Origin of the sequence: Gloeobacter violaceus PCC 7421 (genome assembly GCF_000011385.1) — a bacterium.
In the GTDB taxonomy this organism is placed as follows: Bacteria; Cyanobacteriota; Cyanobacteriia; order Gloeobacterales; family Gloeobacteraceae; genus Gloeobacter; species Gloeobacter violaceus.
Genome location: NC_005125.1, coordinates 4384226 through 4400659 on the forward strand (window position 1 = coordinate 4384226; position 16434 = coordinate 4400659).

16 protein-coding genes, 1 tRNA gene, 1 pseudogene and 1 riboswitch are annotated in these 16434 nt (G+C 59.9%); of the genes and pseudogenes, 10 read left to right on the forward strand and 8 right to left on the reverse strand.

Going from position 1 to position 16434, the window contains the following annotated elements:
* Window positions 1-67: 67 nt before the first annotated feature.
* Window positions 68-289: a DUF4926 domain-containing protein gene (locus GLL_RS21540; RefSeq protein WP_011144171.1), complete on the forward strand. Its 222-nt coding sequence runs from the start codon at window positions 68-70 to the stop codon at window positions 287-289.
* Between the two features lie 175 nt (window positions 290-464).
* Here the strand turns inward: GLL_RS21540 and GLL_RS21545 are convergent, their stop codons facing one another.
* Entirely contained in the window at window positions 465-842 is a 378-nt protein-coding gene (locus tag GLL_RS21545) for a DUF1823 family protein (RefSeq protein WP_164929774.1), read from the reverse strand.
* Window positions 843-869: 27 nt separating this feature from the next.
* Window positions 870-952, reverse strand: a tRNA-Leu gene (locus GLL_RS21550).
* Between the two features lie 123 nt (window positions 953-1075).
* Here GLL_RS21550 and GLL_RS21555 point away from each other — a divergent pair.
* From GLL_RS21555 to cutA, 3 genes are read left to right on the forward strand one after another with little or no spacing between them, the layout of a single operon-like run.
* Complete coding sequence (locus GLL_RS21555; protein WP_164929468.1) at window positions 1076-1294, forward strand: hypothetical protein; 219 nt, start codon at window positions 1076-1078, stop codon at window positions 1292-1294.
* Window positions 1291-2067, forward strand: a complete 777-nt coding sequence (gene fabI, locus GLL_RS21560; protein WP_011144174.1) for an enoyl-ACP reductase FabI — start codon at window positions 1291-1293, stop codon at window positions 2065-2067. The genes GLL_RS21555 and fabI overlap by 4 nt, the downstream gene beginning before the upstream one ends.
* The gene (gene cutA, locus GLL_RS21565) at window positions 2067-2408 is read left to right on the forward strand and encodes a divalent-cation tolerance protein CutA (RefSeq protein WP_011144175.1); all 342 of its coding nucleotides are present in this window, start codon (window positions 2067-2069) and stop codon (window positions 2406-2408) included. The genes fabI and cutA overlap by 1 nt, the downstream gene beginning before the upstream one ends.
* An 84-nt stretch (window positions 2409-2492) precedes the next feature.
* Here the strand turns inward: cutA and GLL_RS23350 are convergent, their stop codons facing one another.
* Window positions 2493-2732, reverse strand: a complete 240-nt coding sequence (locus GLL_RS23350; protein WP_011144176.1) for a transposase — start codon at window positions 2730-2732, stop codon at window positions 2493-2495.
* A 126-nt stretch (window positions 2733-2858) separates the two neighbouring features.
* On the reverse strand, window positions 2859-2996 hold the full coding sequence (locus tag GLL_RS23355) for a hypothetical protein (protein ID WP_231848271.1): 138 nt from the start codon (window positions 2994-2996) through the stop codon (window positions 2859-2861).
* 130 nt (window positions 2997-3126) lie between these two features.
* Between GLL_RS23355 and GLL_RS21575 the strand changes: the two are divergent.
* A pseudogene (locus GLL_RS21575) lies at window positions 3127-4417 on the forward strand (IS256 family transposase).
* Window positions 4418-4528: 111 nt separating this feature from the next.
* Here the strand turns inward: GLL_RS21575 and GLL_RS21580 are convergent.
* Entirely contained in the window at window positions 4529-5473 is a 945-nt protein-coding gene (locus GLL_RS21580) for a sirohydrochlorin chelatase (RefSeq protein WP_197530064.1), read from the reverse strand.
* A 34-nt stretch (window positions 5474-5507) separates the two neighbouring features.
* A riboswitch (cobalamin riboswitch) is annotated at window positions 5508-5640 on the reverse strand.
* Between the two features lie 30 nt (window positions 5641-5670).
* Window positions 5671-6261 (reverse strand): nucleotide exchange factor GrpE, encoded by a 591-nt coding sequence (gene grpE, locus GLL_RS21585; protein ID WP_011144178.1) that lies wholly within the window; start codon window positions 6259-6261, stop codon window positions 5671-5673.
* 187 nt (window positions 6262-6448) lie between these two features.
* On the opposite strand from grpE, the gene tig reads away from it, so the two are divergent.
* The 5 genes from tig to GLL_RS21610 all read left to right on the forward strand — a co-directional run bounded on the left by tig (window position 6449) and on the right by GLL_RS21610 (window position 12496).
* Complete coding sequence (gene tig, locus GLL_RS21590; protein ID WP_011144179.1) at window positions 6449-7834, forward strand: trigger factor; 1386 nt, start codon at window positions 6449-6451, stop codon at window positions 7832-7834.
* Between the two features lie 31 nt (window positions 7835-7865).
* Entirely contained in the window at window positions 7866-9179 is a 1314-nt protein-coding gene (gene clpX / locus GLL_RS21595; RefSeq protein ID WP_011144180.1) for an ATP-dependent protease ATP-binding subunit ClpX, read from the forward strand.
* A 171-nt stretch (window positions 9180-9350) separates the two neighbouring features.
* Window positions 9351-10430 carry a proton-gated ion channel gene (locus GLL_RS21600; protein ID WP_011144181.1) on the forward strand — a complete coding sequence of 360 codons (1080 nt, stop codon included), beginning with the start codon at window positions 9351-9353 and terminating at the stop codon, window positions 10428-10430.
* A 15-nt stretch (window positions 10431-10445) separates the two neighbouring features.
* Complete coding sequence (locus GLL_RS21605; protein WP_011144182.1) at window positions 10446-11039, forward strand: class I adenylate-forming enzyme family protein; 594 nt, start codon at window positions 10446-10448, stop codon at window positions 11037-11039.
* A gap of 119 nt (window positions 11040-11158) precedes the next feature.
* Complete coding sequence (locus GLL_RS21610; RefSeq protein ID WP_011144183.1) at window positions 11159-12496, forward strand: hypothetical protein; 1338 nt, start codon at window positions 11159-11161, stop codon at window positions 12494-12496.
* A gap of 54 nt (window positions 12497-12550) precedes the next feature.
* Here the strand turns inward: GLL_RS21610 and GLL_RS21615 are convergent, their stop codons facing one another.
* On the reverse strand, window positions 12551-14644 hold the full coding sequence (locus tag GLL_RS21615) for an SBBP repeat-containing protein (RefSeq protein WP_011144184.1): 2094 nt from the start codon (window positions 14642-14644) through the stop codon (window positions 12551-12553).
* Between the two features lie 324 nt (window positions 14645-14968).
* The gene (locus GLL_RS21620; protein ID WP_011144185.1) at window positions 14969-16321 is read right to left on the reverse strand and encodes a dihydrolipoyl dehydrogenase family protein; all 1353 of its coding nucleotides are present in this window, start codon (window positions 16319-16321) and stop codon (window positions 14969-14971) included.
* Between the last annotated feature and the right edge of the window lie 113 nt (window positions 16322-16434).

Sequence of the window (16434 nt, forward strand, 5' to 3'; positions counted from 1 at the left end):
CTCGAAAAACAGCCGGAAGTGGTTGAAGCTCTCATTGCTAGACCGTGCAAAGAAGGAGGATAGGACAGTGAATATCCCTGCCCGCCTGCTGGATGTTGTCGAACTGATCGAGGATCTACCCAAGTGCGGTTTGTATCGTGGCGAAAGGGGAACGATTGTAGAAATTTTGTCTTCGGATGTTTATTTGGTCGAATTCAGCAACGCAGACGGATGCATTCGCGAGATGCCCGATGTATACAGCGACCAATTCAAAGTTGTGTACCAGCATTTACGCGAAGAAGTGGCATAGCACCGCCTTGTCTATCCTCGTCTGTATCTGCTCAACGTTATTTACCCGAGAATTTTTAGTGCTTTAGGTTAAGCTCTACCGATTTGACTCTTGTGATGAATAATATTGGAGGATTTTCGCAAATTGTAGGCTTTATTTCAACGGATTGATCTGTATCCGACAAGTAAGCCAACAATCACCTCGTCGATTCTCTTCTACCTCGCCGCAAGTGGCTAAGTAGCCAGTTGACGGCGGTGGCCCGGCGGGTGCGCCGGGGGTTGAGTTCTGAGACTTGATAGCCGCCAAAACCCAGTTGTTCTTTAAGCAATTGCTTGTCGGCCGCCGGGATCGAGCGGGTGAGCTTGACGGTAGCCGGGCGGCTGTCGATAAAATCGGGCGGCTCCGGGTAGTCGTTGCGCCAGGATGGCTCCACCCCGGAATTGTCCCAGGCTCCCGAGGCGTCTTGCCGGTAACCCAGGCATTGCCACAGCAGGGCGTTGAGCGCCGCGTCGGGCAGCCGCTCTTCGAGAATGTCCCAGAAGGTCGCTTCCGTCAGGGGCGGCAGATCCGGCATGGTCTGAGGCACCAATGGGTGAACCTATGCGGTCGGAGAGATTTGAACTCTCAAGGAATTGCTTCCACTAGCACCTCAAGCTAGCGCGTATACCGTTCCGCCACGACCGCAAATTTTTAAGCCTTCCCATTATCAGAAACGGGCGGCGGCAGTGTCAATGGTAGATAGGCCGCACCGGGAGCGGTGGGCATCGGTGTTAAGATGCCGATCGGGTTTATCGGGGAAGGGGTGTCGTGGCCTTGCAGGTGGGAGAACGGGTGCGCGTCGCCTACGTCAATCCGCGCCTGCACGGCACCGCCCTCAAGGACCGGCGCGGGGTAGTCACCGCCCGTCTTGAGCCGACCGAAGGGCTCAAATGGCCGATTCTCGAAGTCGACCTGGGCGATCAGTTCCCCCGGCGCTACTTCCCGGAACACCATCTTCGGCGCGACACCACAGGAGAACGGACGTGATCACCCTCGCCGGCAAAAAGGCGCTCATCACCGGTATCGCCAACAACCGCTCGATCGCCTGGGCGATCGCCCAGGCTTTTCACGCCGCCGGGGCAGCGCTCGCGGTCACCTACCTGCCCGACGAAAAAGGCCGCTTCGAGGCCAAGGTGCGCGAATTGAGCGCTCCGCTCGCCCCCGAGATCTTTGCCCCCTGCGATGTGCGCAGCGACGAGCAGATTGCCGCGCTGTTCGAGACGATTGCCCAGAAGTGGGGACAGCTCGACATTCTGGTGCACTGCCTGGCTTTTGGCAACAAAGAAGACTTGCAGGGACCGTTTACCGGCGTTACCCGCGACGGCTACGGCCTGGCGATGGAGGTGAGCGCCTTTTCGCTCATCGCCCTGGCGAGTCAAGCCGCGCCGCTGATGCCGGAAGGGGGCAGCATTTTGACGCTGACGTACATCGGGTCGGTGCGGGCGATGAGCGGCTACGGCGTGATGGGGCCGGCCAAGGCCGCCCTGGAGGCGAACACCCGCTACCTGGCCGCCGAACTGGGGGCCAAAAACCTGCGGGTCAACGCCGTATCCGCCGGCCCTATCCGCACCCTCGCCGCCTCGGGTGTCGGCAACATCCACGAGGCCATCCACAAAACCGAAGAGATGTCCGCCATCAAGCGGGCGGTCCGCCAGGAAGAAGTGGCCAATACGGTGCTGTTTCTGGCAAGCGATCTGGCCTCCGCCATCACCGGCCAGACCATCTACGTCGACTGCGGCTTCAGCATTATGGGGGGCTAGTGGAAGGCGCGCTGCTGGTGGTGCTCACCACCGTTCCGGACCACGCAAGCGGGATTGCCATTGCCCGTACCCTGGTCGAACGCCGTCTTGTTGCCTGCGCCCAACTGCTGCCGCCGATGGTCTCGGTGTTCATCTGGCAGGACAAGCTTTCGACTGAGACCGAACAGTTGCTCCTGCTCAAAGTGCCCGCTAAATTTTACGCGGTGCTGGAAGTGGCTCTAGGCGAGTTGCACCCCTACGATGTGCCTGAGATTGTCGCCCTCGAAGCGGTGCGCGTTGCTGAAAGCTACCTCGGTTGGGCGGCAGCCCAGACCAGCACGAGTGCACTGCCTCCCGTTTAGAGCGCTTTTGAGTCGCATCAAAACAGCCGTGCGGCTGAGAACCTTGCTGGGCAGCACTTTTTACCCTGACACCTGAAACCTGCTCTAACCCTGATCTGTCAAAGTCGGAGGAAGGGTGACGGCCCTGAGCATCCAATTGCTGCAGAGCGAAGCAGCAGGGAAAGTGCTTTTGCCCCAAGCGGCCAGACCGGCAAAGACTTTGTGGGCGTGGACGCGGCGCCCATGGCAGACGGCAAACGGGGTCGAATCGATAAAACTGATGCCGGTGCACCGGCCAAAACAGTGGCGCAGGTAGGCACTGAGCGGCAGGAGGGTGGCGGGCATCCATAAGGGCGAAGCGCGCGTAGCTGACCAGTCCAGCAAAAGCGTCTCGCCAGTAAACGCAGACCCTCTCGGTGTAGAAGGCCTTGAAATGGCGGTAGGCGGATTGGTAGAAGGCCATTAGAATTGTCAGGATTTCGCTGGGGCAGAGCCGGTATGGTCGTCGCCGGTGTCGCAGGCCATCGTCGAGCAATTGTTGGTCAAAGAGCGGCTCGAAGCGTCGGCAGAAGTGATCGACACGGCAAAAAAGGCTTCTAGAGTGGGCATAGCGGGCGGTCCGTGGCTTGTTCAGAGGGTGTCTGGATCGATTCCCAGAGCCTGCAGTGGGTCTGTAAACTAAATTGTGTAAGTGGTCGCAGCAAAGAAAGTACAATACTCTCTCAGGCAGGAGGAGCTGATGACCATCCGCAAAGAGATTCTTGACGAACTACTCAAAGATTACGACGGCACCGACCCGCAAACTATCCTCGGTGAGGGCGGCCTCCTCAAGCAACTGACCAAGGCCGTCATTGAACGCGCTCTCGAAGCCGAGATGGAAACTCACCTCGGTTACAAGAAGCACGAAGCCGCCGGCAAAGGTACCGGCAACTCCAGAAACGGCAAAAGTCAGAAGACCCTCCAGGCCGAATGCGGTCCAGTCGAACTCCACATCCCCCGCGACCGCAACGCCGAGTTCGAGCCGGTCGTTGTGCGCAAAGGTCACACCCGTTGGATCAACGGGTGGTCAGACACGCCTGGCGGGACTCGATGAGAAGATTCTGGCGCTGTATGCGCGCGGAATGACGACCCGTGATATTCAAGCCCAACTGCAGGAGATGTACGGGGTCGAAGTATCCCCAACGCTGATCTCGAACGTGACCGATGCGGTGATGGACGAGGTGCGGCAATGGCAGAATCGTCCACTCGAAACCGTCTACCCGATTGCTTATTTTGACTGCCTGCAGGTGAAGGTACGCGACAACGGTCGGGTGGTGAATAAAGCCGTCTACCTGGCTCTGGGCGTAGACCTGGAGGGACGCAAGGAGCTTTTAGGGCTCTGGCTTTCGGCCCATGAAGGGGCAAAGTTTTGGTTGGGGATCCTGACGGAACTGAACAACCGGGGCCTGAAGGATATTTTGATTGCCTGTGTGGATGGACTGACCGGTTTACCGGAGGCAATTGAATCGGTTTATCACGGTTGCTTGGTGCAGTTGTGCATGGTACACATGGTGCGCAATTCGTGCAAATATGTGTCGTGGAAAGACCGCAAATCATTGTGTGCAGACCTACGGTCTATCTACAGTGCCGCGACGGAAGAAGAGGCGGAGTTGCATCTGGGGGGCGTTGTCCCAACGCCCCTGGAACTTTTGAGTGAGAAGTGGGACAAGCAGTATTCAAGCGTCAGTCGGATGTGGCGAGAGAACTGGGGGTCGTTGCCCCAACGACCCTGGGTGCGGGTGATCCCGATATTCCGGTTTGGTGAGGACATTCGAAAGGTGATTTACACGACGAATGCGATAGAATCACTGAACATGACGATTCGGAAGGTGAGTCGCAACCACCACATCATGCCGAATGACGAGTCGGTAATGAAGATGGTGTATCTGGCGATCCAGAACCAGATGAAGAAATGGACGATGCCGATCCGGGATTGGCGTCCTGCACTAAACCGGCTGACGATTGAGTTCGAGGGAAGGCTAAAGGTATGACAAATTCACTTACACAAAATATTTGACAGATCCGATTTACCCTATCGCACCGACTCTATTGGGCTCTCTCTTCTGATCCGCCAGACAAGTGCAAGCCCAGTGCTCGACACACTAAGGTGCTTGCCAGGCAAGTCCGTGGTAAGCACTCAGATCGGCGTAGGGATCCGCGGGCGGATGGTCATGGTTGTGGTCGTGCCCATGGGAATGACTATGCCCGTGATTACGGGCGTGACCGGAGCCGTGAACGGCGCTTACGGCGCGGCGGAATTTGCACATCTCGCAGTTCATCGCCACCCGTTGCTCGCGCGCCTCCTGCTCGCGTCTGCGCAGCAATTCAAAAAGCACCGGGTCGAGGCCGATTTCATCGAGAGCCTGCACTGCGACTTGCGGATGCAACGTTTGCTGGAGGGCGGCCGTCTCCTGGATGCGCTTGACGAGTAGACCGGTAAATAAAAAGTACGGCAGTACGACGACGCGCTTTGCCCCCCAGGTCCAGGCGCGCTCGAATCCCTGCTCCAGGCGGGGATGGGTGATGCCGATAAAGCAGACTTCGACCCCGAGATAGCCACTCCCTTCCCAGAGCAGGCGGGCCATCTTGCAGGCGTCGCCGTTGGCGTCGGGGTCCGACGAACCGCGCCCGACAAACAACAGCAGCGTCTCGGAGCGCGGGATGTCGCTGTGTTCGTCGAGACGGGCGAGCCGTTCCTGCCACAGTTCGATGAGGCCCGCGGTGATGCCCAGATGGCCGCCGTAGTGCACCACCAGATCCGGATGGCGCTCGCGGGCGCGGTCCAGTTCGTTGGTGACGTCGAACTTATTGTGGCGGGCGGCAAATAACAGCAGCGGCACCGCGGTCAAATCGCGGTAACCCAGCTCGATGCAGCGATCGACCCCTGCTTGGATCGACGGAGCGGTCAACTCCAAAAAACAGGGCACCACCGGCCGGGCCGGGTCGAAGTGCTGGTAAGCGGCGGCAAATTCCAGAAACGTCTCGCGCCCATCGGCATCGCGGGTGCCGTGGCCGATGAGCAACAAAGGATGGACCGTGTCGTGCATGAATAACCCCATTCCTGTGCAACGCAGGCGAATAACCGGAGGCAACGTCCAAAGGCGGCATTCTGACTTGGGAAGCCCATTACAGCTGCGGCACAGTACCGGGATCGCACCGGACTTTCCCGCTTTTGGACCTCAACAGGTTATCACCCTGCGCTGCAAGGCGCGGGAAGGCCACCGAAATTCTTAACTGCCCGCAGCTAGGAACCCGCTTCGGGGATCGCCACTTTGACCATGGCCGGGCGCAGCACCTTGTCGGCGAGCAAATAGCCCTTTTGCAACTCCGCCACGACCGTCTCCTGACTCACCCCGGCCGATTCTTCGCGCAGGATGGCCTCGTGCTGGGCCGGGTCGAACGGCTGACCGATCGCCTCCATGGCCGTCACCCCCATCTTTTCGAGTACCGAGAGAAACTGCCGGTAAACCTGCTGGTAGCTGTTGTGCAGCTTCTCTTCGCGCTCGTTGTCGGGCTGGGCGAAGGCGCGGGCGCGATCGAAGTTGTCGAAGACCGGCAGGATGTCCTTGAGGAGCTTGGCGGAAACAAAATAGGCCAGTTCGTCTTTTTCGCGCTGGGTGCGCTTGCGGAAATTGTCGAAGTCGGCCATCAGCCGCGTGTACTTTTGCTCGTAGTCGGCGAGTTTTTTTTGCAGGTCGGAGTTCTCGGCGGCGAGCTGGTCGATGCGGGCGATGAATCCCGTCGCTTCCGCAGCGGACGCCTCGGTGGTTGCGGCCTCTGCATAGGAAGGATCCTGCGGTTGGAAGTTCTCGGTGGTGCGCTCGTTTTCTGCCATCGCTCTGCCATATAGTGCCGTTTGCAACCTTGATTTTAAACGCTCGCGGACCCAACCTTCGGGCTGCCGCCGCCAGGAAAAATGAAGACTCCGGCCTTTGCGCCGGGGAGCGTGTACAATTAGCCTCTGGCTGGTCGCCCATGAATCCGGCTAAGATCATCGTCCGCTTTTGTTACCTGCCATTTCGATGAAAGTCACGCAAGAGAAGCTCCCGCGCTCCCAGATGGGCCTCAATGTCGAGGTCGAAGGCGAAAAATCCAAGCAAGCTTACGAGAAACTGGTGCGCGACACCATGCGCACCGCCCGCATCCCCGGTTTTCGCCCCGGCAAAGCCCCGCGCCAGCTGGTGCTGCAGTTCTACGGCAAGGAGCGCCTCAGGGCGCAGGCGCTCGAAAATCTGATCGACAGCTCCCTCAAAGAGGCGATTGAACAGGAGTCGATTGCTTCGTTGGGCAACCTGCAACTGCGCGATTCGTTCGAGGAGTTGCTCGGCCGCTACCAGCCGGGAGAACCGCTCAGCTTCAAAGCCGCCGTCGATGTGCAACCGGAGGTCCAGCTGGGCACCTACACCGGCCTGACGGTGCGCTACAGCGAAGTGCCCTACGAGGCCAAGCAGGTAGATGATCAGCTCGAGCAGTACCGCGAGCAACGCGCCGTGCTCGTCCCCGTCGAGGGTCGGGCGGCCGAGGTCGGCGACACCGCTGTGATCGACTTTGCGGGCACCAAGGCGGCGGACGGCAACGAGATCGTCGGGGGTAAAGCCACCGATTTCGAAGTCGAACTGCTGCCGGGTCGGCTCATCGCCGGCTTCACCGAGGGAATCATCGGTATGCAGATTGGTGAGAGCACCGAGCTTGCATTGCGCTTTCCCGACGATTACCCGCAGCAGGAACTGGCGGGGGTCGATGCCAAATTCGCCGTCAGTCTCAAAGATCTCAAGATCAAAGAGCTGCCCGTCCTCGACGACGATTTTGCCGGTGACATCAGCGAATTTGAGACTCTCGAAGCACTGCGCGCATTTCTGGAGCAGCAGCAGCAGGAGCAGGCGGCGGAGAAGACCCGCGCCAACCGCGACGCCGCCATCATCAAGGCGCTGGTGGCCGAGACGACCGTCGACTTACCTGAGACGCTGGTCAACCGCGAAGTGCAGTTTCTAGCCGAGCAGAGCTTTCGCAACCTCCAACAGCAGGGCATCGACCCCAGCCGCATCTTCACCGAGGAGAACATGCCCCGGGTACGCGAAACGCTCAGAGTTGACGCCGAAAATCGCCTCAAGCGCACCCTGGCCCTGGCGCAAGTGGCCCGCGCCGAAAATATCGTGGTCGAAGAGGAGCAGGTGGCTGCGCGCATCGTCGAGTTGCGCAGCGAACTGGAGGAGGAAGTCTCCGAGCAGGCCCTGGCCGAATTTGCGCGCGAAGAAATGCTTACGGAGAAGATTTTGGAGTGGCTCGCGGAGCACTCTACAATAGAGTTGACTTTGCCGGGTGAGGCGATTGAGCCGGGCTCGGGCGAAGACGCTCCCCCCGAAGTTGCCGCCGGGGCCACCGAGCCCGAGGCGCAACCCAACTCCTGAAACCTCGTTTCCTCAACACCCAGGCTGCCCCATGCCCAAGTACGACTCCCATCTCAAATGCTCCTTCTGCGGCAAGTCCCAGGAGCAGGTTCGAAAGCTCATCGCCGGGCCGGGGGTATACATTTGCGACGAGTGCGTCGAACTGTGCAACGAGATCCTCGACGAGGAACTGTTTGAAGGGGCGACCCAGCCCCAGCCCCAACCGACCAAGGTCAAAGCCTCGCGCTCCAGTCGCCGGGACACTTCCCTCAAGAAGATCCCCAAGCCGCAGGAGATCAAGTCTTACCTCGACCAGCACGTCATCGGTCAGCAAGAGGCCAAGAAAATCCTCTCGGTGGCGGTCTACAACCACTACAAGCGCCTCAGCTCGAAGCTCGAAGAGAGTGGCGACGAGGTCGAAATTCAAAAATCCAACATTCTGCTCATCGGCCCCACCGGCTGCGGCAAGACGCTCTTGGCCCAGACCCTGGCCGATTTGCTCGATGTGCCCTTCGCCATTGCCGATGCCACTACCCTCACCGAGGCGGGCTACGTGGGCGAGGATGTCGAGAACATCCTGCTGCGGTTGCTGCAGGTGGCCGACGGCGAGGTCGAGCGCGCCCAGCGCGGCATCATCTACATCGACGAAATCGATAAGATTGCCCGCAAGTCCGAGAACCCTTCGATCACCCGCGACGTGTCGGGCGAAGGCGTCCAGCAGGCGCTCCTCAAGATGCTCGAAGGCACCGTCGCCAACGTCCCTCCCCAGGGTGGGCGCAAGCATCCCTACCAGGAATACATCCAGATCGACACGGCCAACATCCTGTTTGTCTGCGGAGGAGCGTTTGTCGGTCTGGAGCGCGTCGTCGAGCAGCGCATCGGTAAGCGGGCGATGGGCTTTGTACAGGCGGGCGAGCCCCAGAAGCGCGAACAACGCTTGGTCGAATCGCTCAAGGCTCTCGAACCCGACGATCTGGTCAAATTCGGCCTGATTCCCGAATTTATCGGCCGCATTCCGATGGTGGCGGTGCTCGAACCCCTCGACGAGGAAGCCCTCATCGAGATTCTCACCGAACCCAAGAACGCCTTGCTCAAGCAGTACCAGCGCCTGCTGCGCATGGACGGCGTCGAAATGGTCTTCGAACCCGACGCGATCAAGACCATCGCCCAGGAAGCTTTCCGGCGCAAGACCGGGGCACGGGCTCTGCGGGGTATCGTCGAGGAGCTGATGCTCGAAGTGATGTACGAGGTGCCCTCGCGCGCCGACATCCGCAAGTGCGTGATCACCCGCGAGATGGTCGAGAAGCGCTCCACCTCCGAGCTGCTGATTCTGCCCAGTTCGCTGCCCAAACCCGAATCGGCCTGATCCTCCTGTACAGCCTATCTGCAGAAGCGGGCTATCCAGCCCGCTTCGCTTATTTGGGGGCACCTACCCTGGCCAGGTTAACAATGTCAAAGATCTGGTCCTGCGGACTGGCTTTAAGTCCGAATTGGGGTATATCTGACCTATCGAATTTCAACCAGGAGGTCCGCCGGGATGTTCCCGACCGGCTGGCGGCCCAAACTTTCAGAGTCCATCGCTGCAAGTCGTATGCTATGGCAACCGATGGCTGCAGTTGCGGTGGTGCAGATAGGTTTGTTGTGGTTCTCCCCACCGGTTTGGGGCCAGGATATGGTCTCGCCGCCCCCGCCCATTGCCGATGAGCCGCTCACCGTGAACACGGGCATCTACCTGATCGAGTGCTACAGCCTCGACGACAAAGCAGAAACCTTCAAGGTGAATGCCTTTTTAAGTTTGAGCTGGAAGGACAGGCGCCTGGCGTTTGATCCGGTCCGCAGCGGCGTTCGCGTCAAAACCTACGAACCCGAAGCGATCTGGATACCGGAGATCCGCTTTGTCAATGTCGAAAATGCCCGCGACGCCGATGTGGTGGATATTTCGGTAAGCCCGGACGGGACGGTACAGTATCTGGAACGCTTCTCTGCCCGAGTTCTCTCGCCGCTGGATTTTCGCCGCTATCCTTTTGATTCGCAGACTTTACACATTTACTTGATCGTCCGTTCGGTCGACACCCGCAATATCGTGCTTGCGGTCGACCTAGAAAAAGTGGGCAAAAACGACGATGTGTTCTTGACGGGATGGGATATCGAAAGCTTTACCGCCGTGGTGAAGCCTGCAAACTTCGCTCTGGAAGACAGGCTTGAATCGAAACTGGACTACCAGTTGCGGATTTCTCGTCAATATTTTTCGTACATTCCCAACATCATTTTGCCGATGCTGTTTATTTTATTTATCTCCTGGACTGCCTTCTGGTCTACTTCTTACGAAGCGAATGTAACGCTGGTGGTCTCGACGCTTATCGCCCACATCGCCTTCAATATTCTGGTAGAAACCAATCTTCCAAAGACCCCCTACATGACCTACACGGGGGCAATTATTTTTATGATTTACCTATTTTATTTTGTGGCCGTCATTGAAGTTACCGTTCAGCATTATCTAAAAGTTGAGAGCCAGCCCGCCAGGGCGGCGTCGATTACACGCGCCTCTCGCATCGCGTTTCCCGTTGTATTCTTGCTGGCAAATATTATTCTGGCATTTCTTTTCTTTGGATTTTAGCTCAAGGAGCCCGTCGTGCTGTCTAACGCTCTGGACAAAGTCGATACTCGTTTGCAGTCAAAAAATGCTCTCGTATTTGGCGAAGAATCCTATACTTACATGCAACTAAATAAACTTGTTGACCGCCTGGCTACCGCGTTGCTGAAGTGGAACGTTCAGGCCGGTGATCGCGTCGCTTTTTTGATGCCGAACTGCCCCGAGATTGTGCTGTGCTACTACGCTTGCTTCAAGATCGGTGCCGTTGCAGTTCCGATCAATATACGCTTCGGGGCGGATCTGGTCCGCTACGTGATGAACCACAGCGGTGCCCAAGTTCTGCTCGCCGAGCCCTCCCTCTACGAGCAATACCAGCAGGCGGCACCTGCGCAGGCAACGGCTGCGCAGGTGCATTTGACACAATCGCTAGGGGCGCAAGGATGGATAGCAAATTTGGCGGTTGAAGGCCCACCGCCCGCGTGGCCGGACATGGTGGCCGACCATCCCGCTGCGATTTTTTACACTTCCGGGACGACAGGACAGCCAAAGGGCGTCATCCATACGCGCCGAAGCCTGGAGCAGGCCACCATCAACCAGATTCGCCAGATTGGCATCGACGCGCAGGACAGCTAGGGTGTATGACTGTATCGGTACTGACGACGGGCGCCGGGAAGCAAACCCGACTGCCGGGGGATTGATGCATGCGTTCTTACCTTTAAATTGGAACTGCCGAACTCTGCGTATTGCTCCCCGTGGCGACTAAACCCGATGTTTCCTGGCGCGGTGTCCTCTTCTGGCCGCTCGAATGGCTTTTTCTGGCGGTGGCCACCGTCAACCTCGTCTGGGTGATCTTTGATCTGAGCTATGTACAGCTGCGCGATTTTTATGTGCCCAGGGTGCCCGAACTGGTCCGTCTGTACGATCCGATGAAGGGTATCGAACCCCACCGGATCACCGAGCGGTACCTGCGCACGGTCGATGCCTACAAGGCGGCGGCGGACGCCGGGGACGTCACGCGCGAAGCGGCACTGCTGCCGGTCTTGCGGATATTGAGCGCCCAGATTGTCGATGACAGCCCTTTTGCACTGGTGGGCAAGCAGGGCACGCTGGAGCGCATCAAAAACCGTATCCGCCGCCATGTGGGCGACAGTTCCTCCAAGCAGTCGTTTTTGCGCTTCTGGAGCGGGCAAAATATGACTCCCACGCGGCGGGCGCAGCAGTTGGAATTTTTTGACAAGCAGTTGCGCCCTCTGTTTGCCGTCAACTATTTTCGCAACCACGGCGAGGACGGCGAATTTGTGGACTGGTACTTCCGACGGGTCGATGTCTGGTTTATGGGAATCTTCGCCCTGGAACTGATGTTGCGCACCTTTGTCACCTACCGCAACCACCCGCGCTGGACCTGGCAGCGCTGCTTTTCCGAGAACAGCTTCGATGTGCTGAATCTTTTGCCTGCCGTCAACTTGATCCCCGGCGTGCACCTCGGATGGCTCGCCCTGGCGCGCGTCTTTACCTACGGCGATCGCCTGGAGCGGCTGGGCATTTTCCCCTCTCCGATCGCTGGAATTATTCACCGCTACTCGATGGCGATCGCCGACGAGGTGACCGACTTGGTGGTGGTCAAGGTCCTCGCCCAAGTGCAAGATGTGGTGCGCACCGCCGACTTGACCGCCATGCTCCCCCGGGCTGCCCAGGCTGCCCCGCGCGCCTCCAACGACCCACCCACCGCCATCGACGGCTTTGTCAAAGAACAAACCGCCATGGTCGTCAAAGAAGTGCTCCCCCAGGTGCGGCCCGAACTGGAGCAACTGCTTGCCCACTCGATCAAGCAGTCGCTTCCCTTGCCCAACCGGCTCACCAGCGGCCTGGTCAACGTCACACTCAACGCCGCCTACGGTGCGGCCAACGGCGTGCTCAAAGCCGACCCCGAAGGCGAGCGGCTCACCCGGCAATTGCTCGACAAGCTGCTGCGCACCTTGAGCGCCGAGTGGCGCGAGCACGGCACGGTGCAGGATGCCCAGCAGCTTATGGTAGCTTTGCTTGAGCAGGCGCGGCGCGACTACATCCGCCGCAACGGCATGGACAACTAAAAAGCGGACGTCGTGGGTCAACCTCCGACGCCCGCCCGTGCTCAAAAACCGACCCTAGGGCGCCGGGTCGGTGATCTTGACGACAAACGCGTCGTTGCCGCCGCTCAGGGCCTTCTGGTACGCCCTGAGGGTGGTGGGGAAGTTGGGCGAATCGGTCGAGCCGGTGACAAAGGCATTGCCCGCCTGGACAACGATTTCATCGGCCGCATCGGAGCCGCTGCCGCCTAGAAACGTCGAGTAGATCAAGCTGCTGCCTGCGGCGTCGAACTTGGTGACAAACGAGTCCTCGCCGCCGCCGATGGTCGGCTGGAAGGCGCCCGCAGTCACCGGAAAATTCGCCGAGAAAGTCTGGCCGGTCAGGTAGACGTTGCCGGCCTGGTCCACGGCGATGCCGTCGCCCGCATCGTCGGCGCTGCCGCCCAGGAACGTCGAGTACACCAGGGCTGTACCCGCCGGGTTCAGCTTTGCCACAAAAGCGTCCTCGCCGCCGCCGATGGTTCCTTGGTAGGCACCGGGGGTGGCGGGGAAGTTGGCGGAGTTGGTGATGCCGGTGATGTAGACGTTGCCTGCGCTGTCTACGCCGATTTCGTCGCCTTCTTCATCTGCGTTGCCGCCCAGGTAGGTCGAAAAGACCAGGGCACTGCCGTCGGCATTGAATTTGCTGACAAAGGCGTCGGTGTCGCCGCGCAGCCGCCGCTGCAGGGCGCGGGCGCTCAGCGGAAAGTTGGGGGATGCCGTAACACCGGTCACCACGGCGTTCCCTTCCGAATCGAGGTCGATGGCGTCGGCAACGTCGTCTTCACTGCCCCCCAGCAAAGTGGAGTAAACAAGCGCGCTGCCTGCCGGGTTCAACTTGGCGACAAAGCCGTCCTCGCCGCCGCCAATGGCGCTCTGGAAGGCGCCTGCGCTCACCGGAAAGTCGGTTGAGGCGGTGACACCGGCGATCAAGACGTTGCCCGTGCTGTCTAAGGTGATTTCATCGCCTGCATCGTCGGCGCTGCCACCCAGGTAGGTGGAATAGACCAGCGCTCCGCCGCTCGCGTCGAGCTTGGCGATGAAGGCATCCTCACCGCCGCCGGAGGCCGTCTGGTAAGCCCCGCCGGTGGTCGGAAAATTGGGCGAAGCGGTCGTGCCGCCAACATAGGCGTTGCCCTGCCGGTCGACGACGACCCGCTCACCGACTTCCGAAGCGCTGCCGCCGATAAACGTGGAGTAGACCAGGGCGCTCCCGGCACTGTTCAATTTGGTCACAAACACATCGCCGCCACCTGCCGGGGAAAGCTGGTAAGCGCCCGCCGTGGTCGGGAAGTTTGCCGAGAAGCTCTCGCCGGTCACGTAGACGCTGCCGGTGCGGTCGACGGCCAAGGCGTCGCCTAGATCTTCACCGCTACCCCCGAGATAGGTCGAGTAGCGCAGCACCGGGTCGATCACCAGCGGTTGAGTGCGGTCGTAGCGACCCACAACAAAGCCGATGGTTTCACGACCCGCCAAAACATAGCGGCCCTCAACGGCCCGGCGCTTGCCGTTTATCTGTTGGTACACCAACGGCCGGGGTTGCTTGAGCGTTGCGCCGCCGGGCAGGCGCAGCAGCAAATCTCCCTGTCTGTCGAGTTCCAGGCGCTCAGCCCCCTGCAGTTCGAGGCGGATGGCACGGAGGTCGGCGCCGGGCTGTACGACAAAGTCATACTCCAACTCGCGCTTCTGGCCGTACCAGACCATGTCGATACCCGGGTACACCGAGCGGTACTGGACTTTGGCGTAATGACCGACGTTCGTCTGCCAACGCTGCGGCTCGCTGCCCAAGTAGTAGTTGCTCACCCCCGCCTGCGGCTGCACACCGACCATCTGCGGATTGGGGTTGGCCCCCAGCCACCGCAGGCGCAATGCCGTAGCGGTCTTTTTGTCGGTACGCAGGGCGACCACCGCTTCGGCGGCAGTCAAGAATAAGCTCGAATCGCGGTGGCGCGAGAGGAATTTGACCTGGGGAGCGCTTTGGCCTTTGTTTGCCTCGAACACGACCTGGGGTGCCTCAGAAGGCGTACCCGCGCTTTCCAAGGCACCGACCGGCTGCGGCCGGTGGGCCAAAGACAACGGGAGCGCGAGGGCCACAGGCAACGTCAAATTAAACAATTGTAAGCCAAATTTCATAGAAGACTCCTAGCTACGAACGTGGAACAAAACAGAGCATAGGAGCGAACCACAATTTTTCCAGGTCGCCAGGAACACCGAATACACGGTAAAAGTGCCGCTAAACACATTGTGAGAAAGTTCTCACGGTCGAAGCGGCCAGAGCAGTTCTTCTATGTTTGCTATGACAAGTATCGAAAAAATTCAATATTATTATTGGTTTAAGAAAATTCGGATGGCGTGATGGACCGTGGCGGCATTTCAGTTGACGGGTGTACTGCAGAGGGAGCTCTCAGGGGTCAGCAAGCGCTCTGCAGTCGGATTGAGTTGCGACAGTAGTCCGGTTCAGCCTTTTGAGAGCATCGCAAAAATCTCGGAGCTGCCGGTTGGGTAGGCAAAGTGGGTGGCCCGCAGTTGGTCGATGTCGACTTGCGCCTGGATGGCCAGGGCGAAGACATTGATGATCTCGGTGGCAAAGGGGCCGAGCAGATGGGCCCCCAAAATACGTCCGCCCGGCTCCTCGACCAGGATTTTGTGGGCTGCGTAGGGAGCGGCAAGGGAGCGGACGGCGAGCCGATCGCGGTGGTCGGCCTGCAGCACGCGGTAGTGAAGCCCCTGCGCCTGCGCCTGCTCCTCCAGCAAACCCACCCCCGCCAGGGCAGGCACTGTGAACACTGTGCTGGCAAAGACGGCTTGTTCAAGGGAGCGGGTGTTGCCCTTCAACAGGTTCTCGGCAACCGTCTCGGCGTGCAGGCCGGCCACCGGGGTCAACTGCGGACCGGGGGCGTCGGCTACATCTCCGGCTGCGTACACCGCCGGGTTGGAGACGCTTTGCAGGTGGGCGTTCACTTTGATGCCTTTTTTGCCGGCTTCGACGCCCGCCCCGTCGAGATCCAGCGCCTCGACGTTTGGGACGCGGCTCGCGCCGTGCACGACCAAGTCCGCCGCGTAGGGGCCGCCGTCGCCGTCGGTGTGCACCAGCAAGCCCTGGGCGGTTTTTTCGATCGCCTTGACCTTGTGGCACAGGCATAGCGCACCCAGTTCCCGCGTCGCTTCGATGAGCCGATCCACCAGATCGGGATCGAACGGGGCCAACGGGCGTTCGTCCTGGTGCAAAACGTGCACCTGGGAACCAGCGCGGGCGGCGAGGTGGGCAAATTCCATCGAAATATAGCCGCCGCCCACAAACACAATGCGCCGCGGCAACGTGCCCAGTTCCAGAAAATCGTCCGAGCTCGCAAGGTGCTCTTCCCCTTCGATGCCGAGGGTGGCCGGCCGCGACCCGGTGGCGATGAGCACCTTTTCTCCCTGCAGGTGGGCGCCCTCCACCTCAAGCGCGGTCGCCCCGACGAATCGGGCCACGCCGTGGTAGGACTCGATGCCCGCCTCGGCGTACTCCGCCTCGCGCGCGGCCGGCAAAGGCTCGATGAGCGAACGCTTGAAGCGCATCAACTCCGGCCAATCGATGCGGGCCTCCTCGGCACGCAGGCCCTTGCCCGCAAGGTGCCGCCACCGATCGAGCAGTTCCCCGGCTTGAACGAGCACTTTTTTGGGCGTGCAGCCGCGCAGGGCGCAAGTGCCGCCGAAGGGCCGCGAATCGACAACAGCGACCTTCCAGCCGGCTTCTCGGCAGCGTTTGGCGACGGAGGAACCGGCCACGCCAGTGCCCAGAACCACCAGGTCATAGTGCTTTTGCATACAAGGGTCCGCTCGCATCCGCCCTTTAGCTTCCCGCGAAACCGCTGCAGCCGGTTCTACCCGCGGGGGGAACCCAAACGGGGAGTAAAAGGGCCGTGCTACGTTGGCAGCAG

What these genes read in the sequence shown, in the direction of transcription:
- GLL_RS21545 (WP_164929774.1), bottom strand. Translation starts at nt 842, where the DNA reads ATGCCGGATCTGCCGCCCCTGACGGAAGCGACCTTCTGGGACATTCTC.
- GLL_RS21600 (WP_011144181.1), top strand. Translation starts at nt 9,351, where the DNA reads ATGTTCCCGACCGGCTGGCGGCCCAAACTTTCAGAGTCCATCGCTGCA.
- GLL_RS23350 (WP_011144176.1), bottom strand. Translation starts at nt 2,732, where the DNA reads ATGCCCGCCACCCTCCTGCCGCTCAGTGCCTACCTGCGCCACTGTTTT.
- GLL_RS21615 (WP_011144184.1), bottom strand. Translation starts at nt 14,644, where the DNA reads ATGAAATTTGGCTTACAATTGTTTAATTTGACGTTGCCTGTGGCCCTC.
- GLL_RS23355 (WP_231848271.1), bottom strand. Translation starts at nt 2,996, where the DNA reads ATGCCCACTCTAGAAGCCTTTTTTGCCGTGTCGATCACTTCTGCCGAC.
- grpE (WP_011144178.1), bottom strand. Translation starts at nt 6,261, where the DNA reads ATGGCAGAAAACGAGCGCACCACCGAGAACTTCCAACCGCAGGATCCT.
- GLL_RS21580 (WP_197530064.1), bottom strand. Translation starts at nt 5,473, where the DNA reads ATGCACGACACGGTCCATCCTTTGTTGCTCATCGGCCACGGCACCCGC.
- tig (WP_011144179.1), top strand. Translation starts at nt 6,449, where the DNA reads ATGAAAGTCACGCAAGAGAAGCTCCCGCGCTCCCAGATGGGCCTCAAT.
- clpX (WP_011144180.1), top strand. Translation starts at nt 7,866, where the DNA reads ATGCCCAAGTACGACTCCCATCTCAAATGCTCCTTCTGCGGCAAGTCC.
- GLL_RS21620 (WP_011144185.1), bottom strand. Translation starts at nt 16,321, where the DNA reads ATGCAAAAGCACTATGACCTGGTGGTTCTGGGCACTGGCGTGGCCGGT.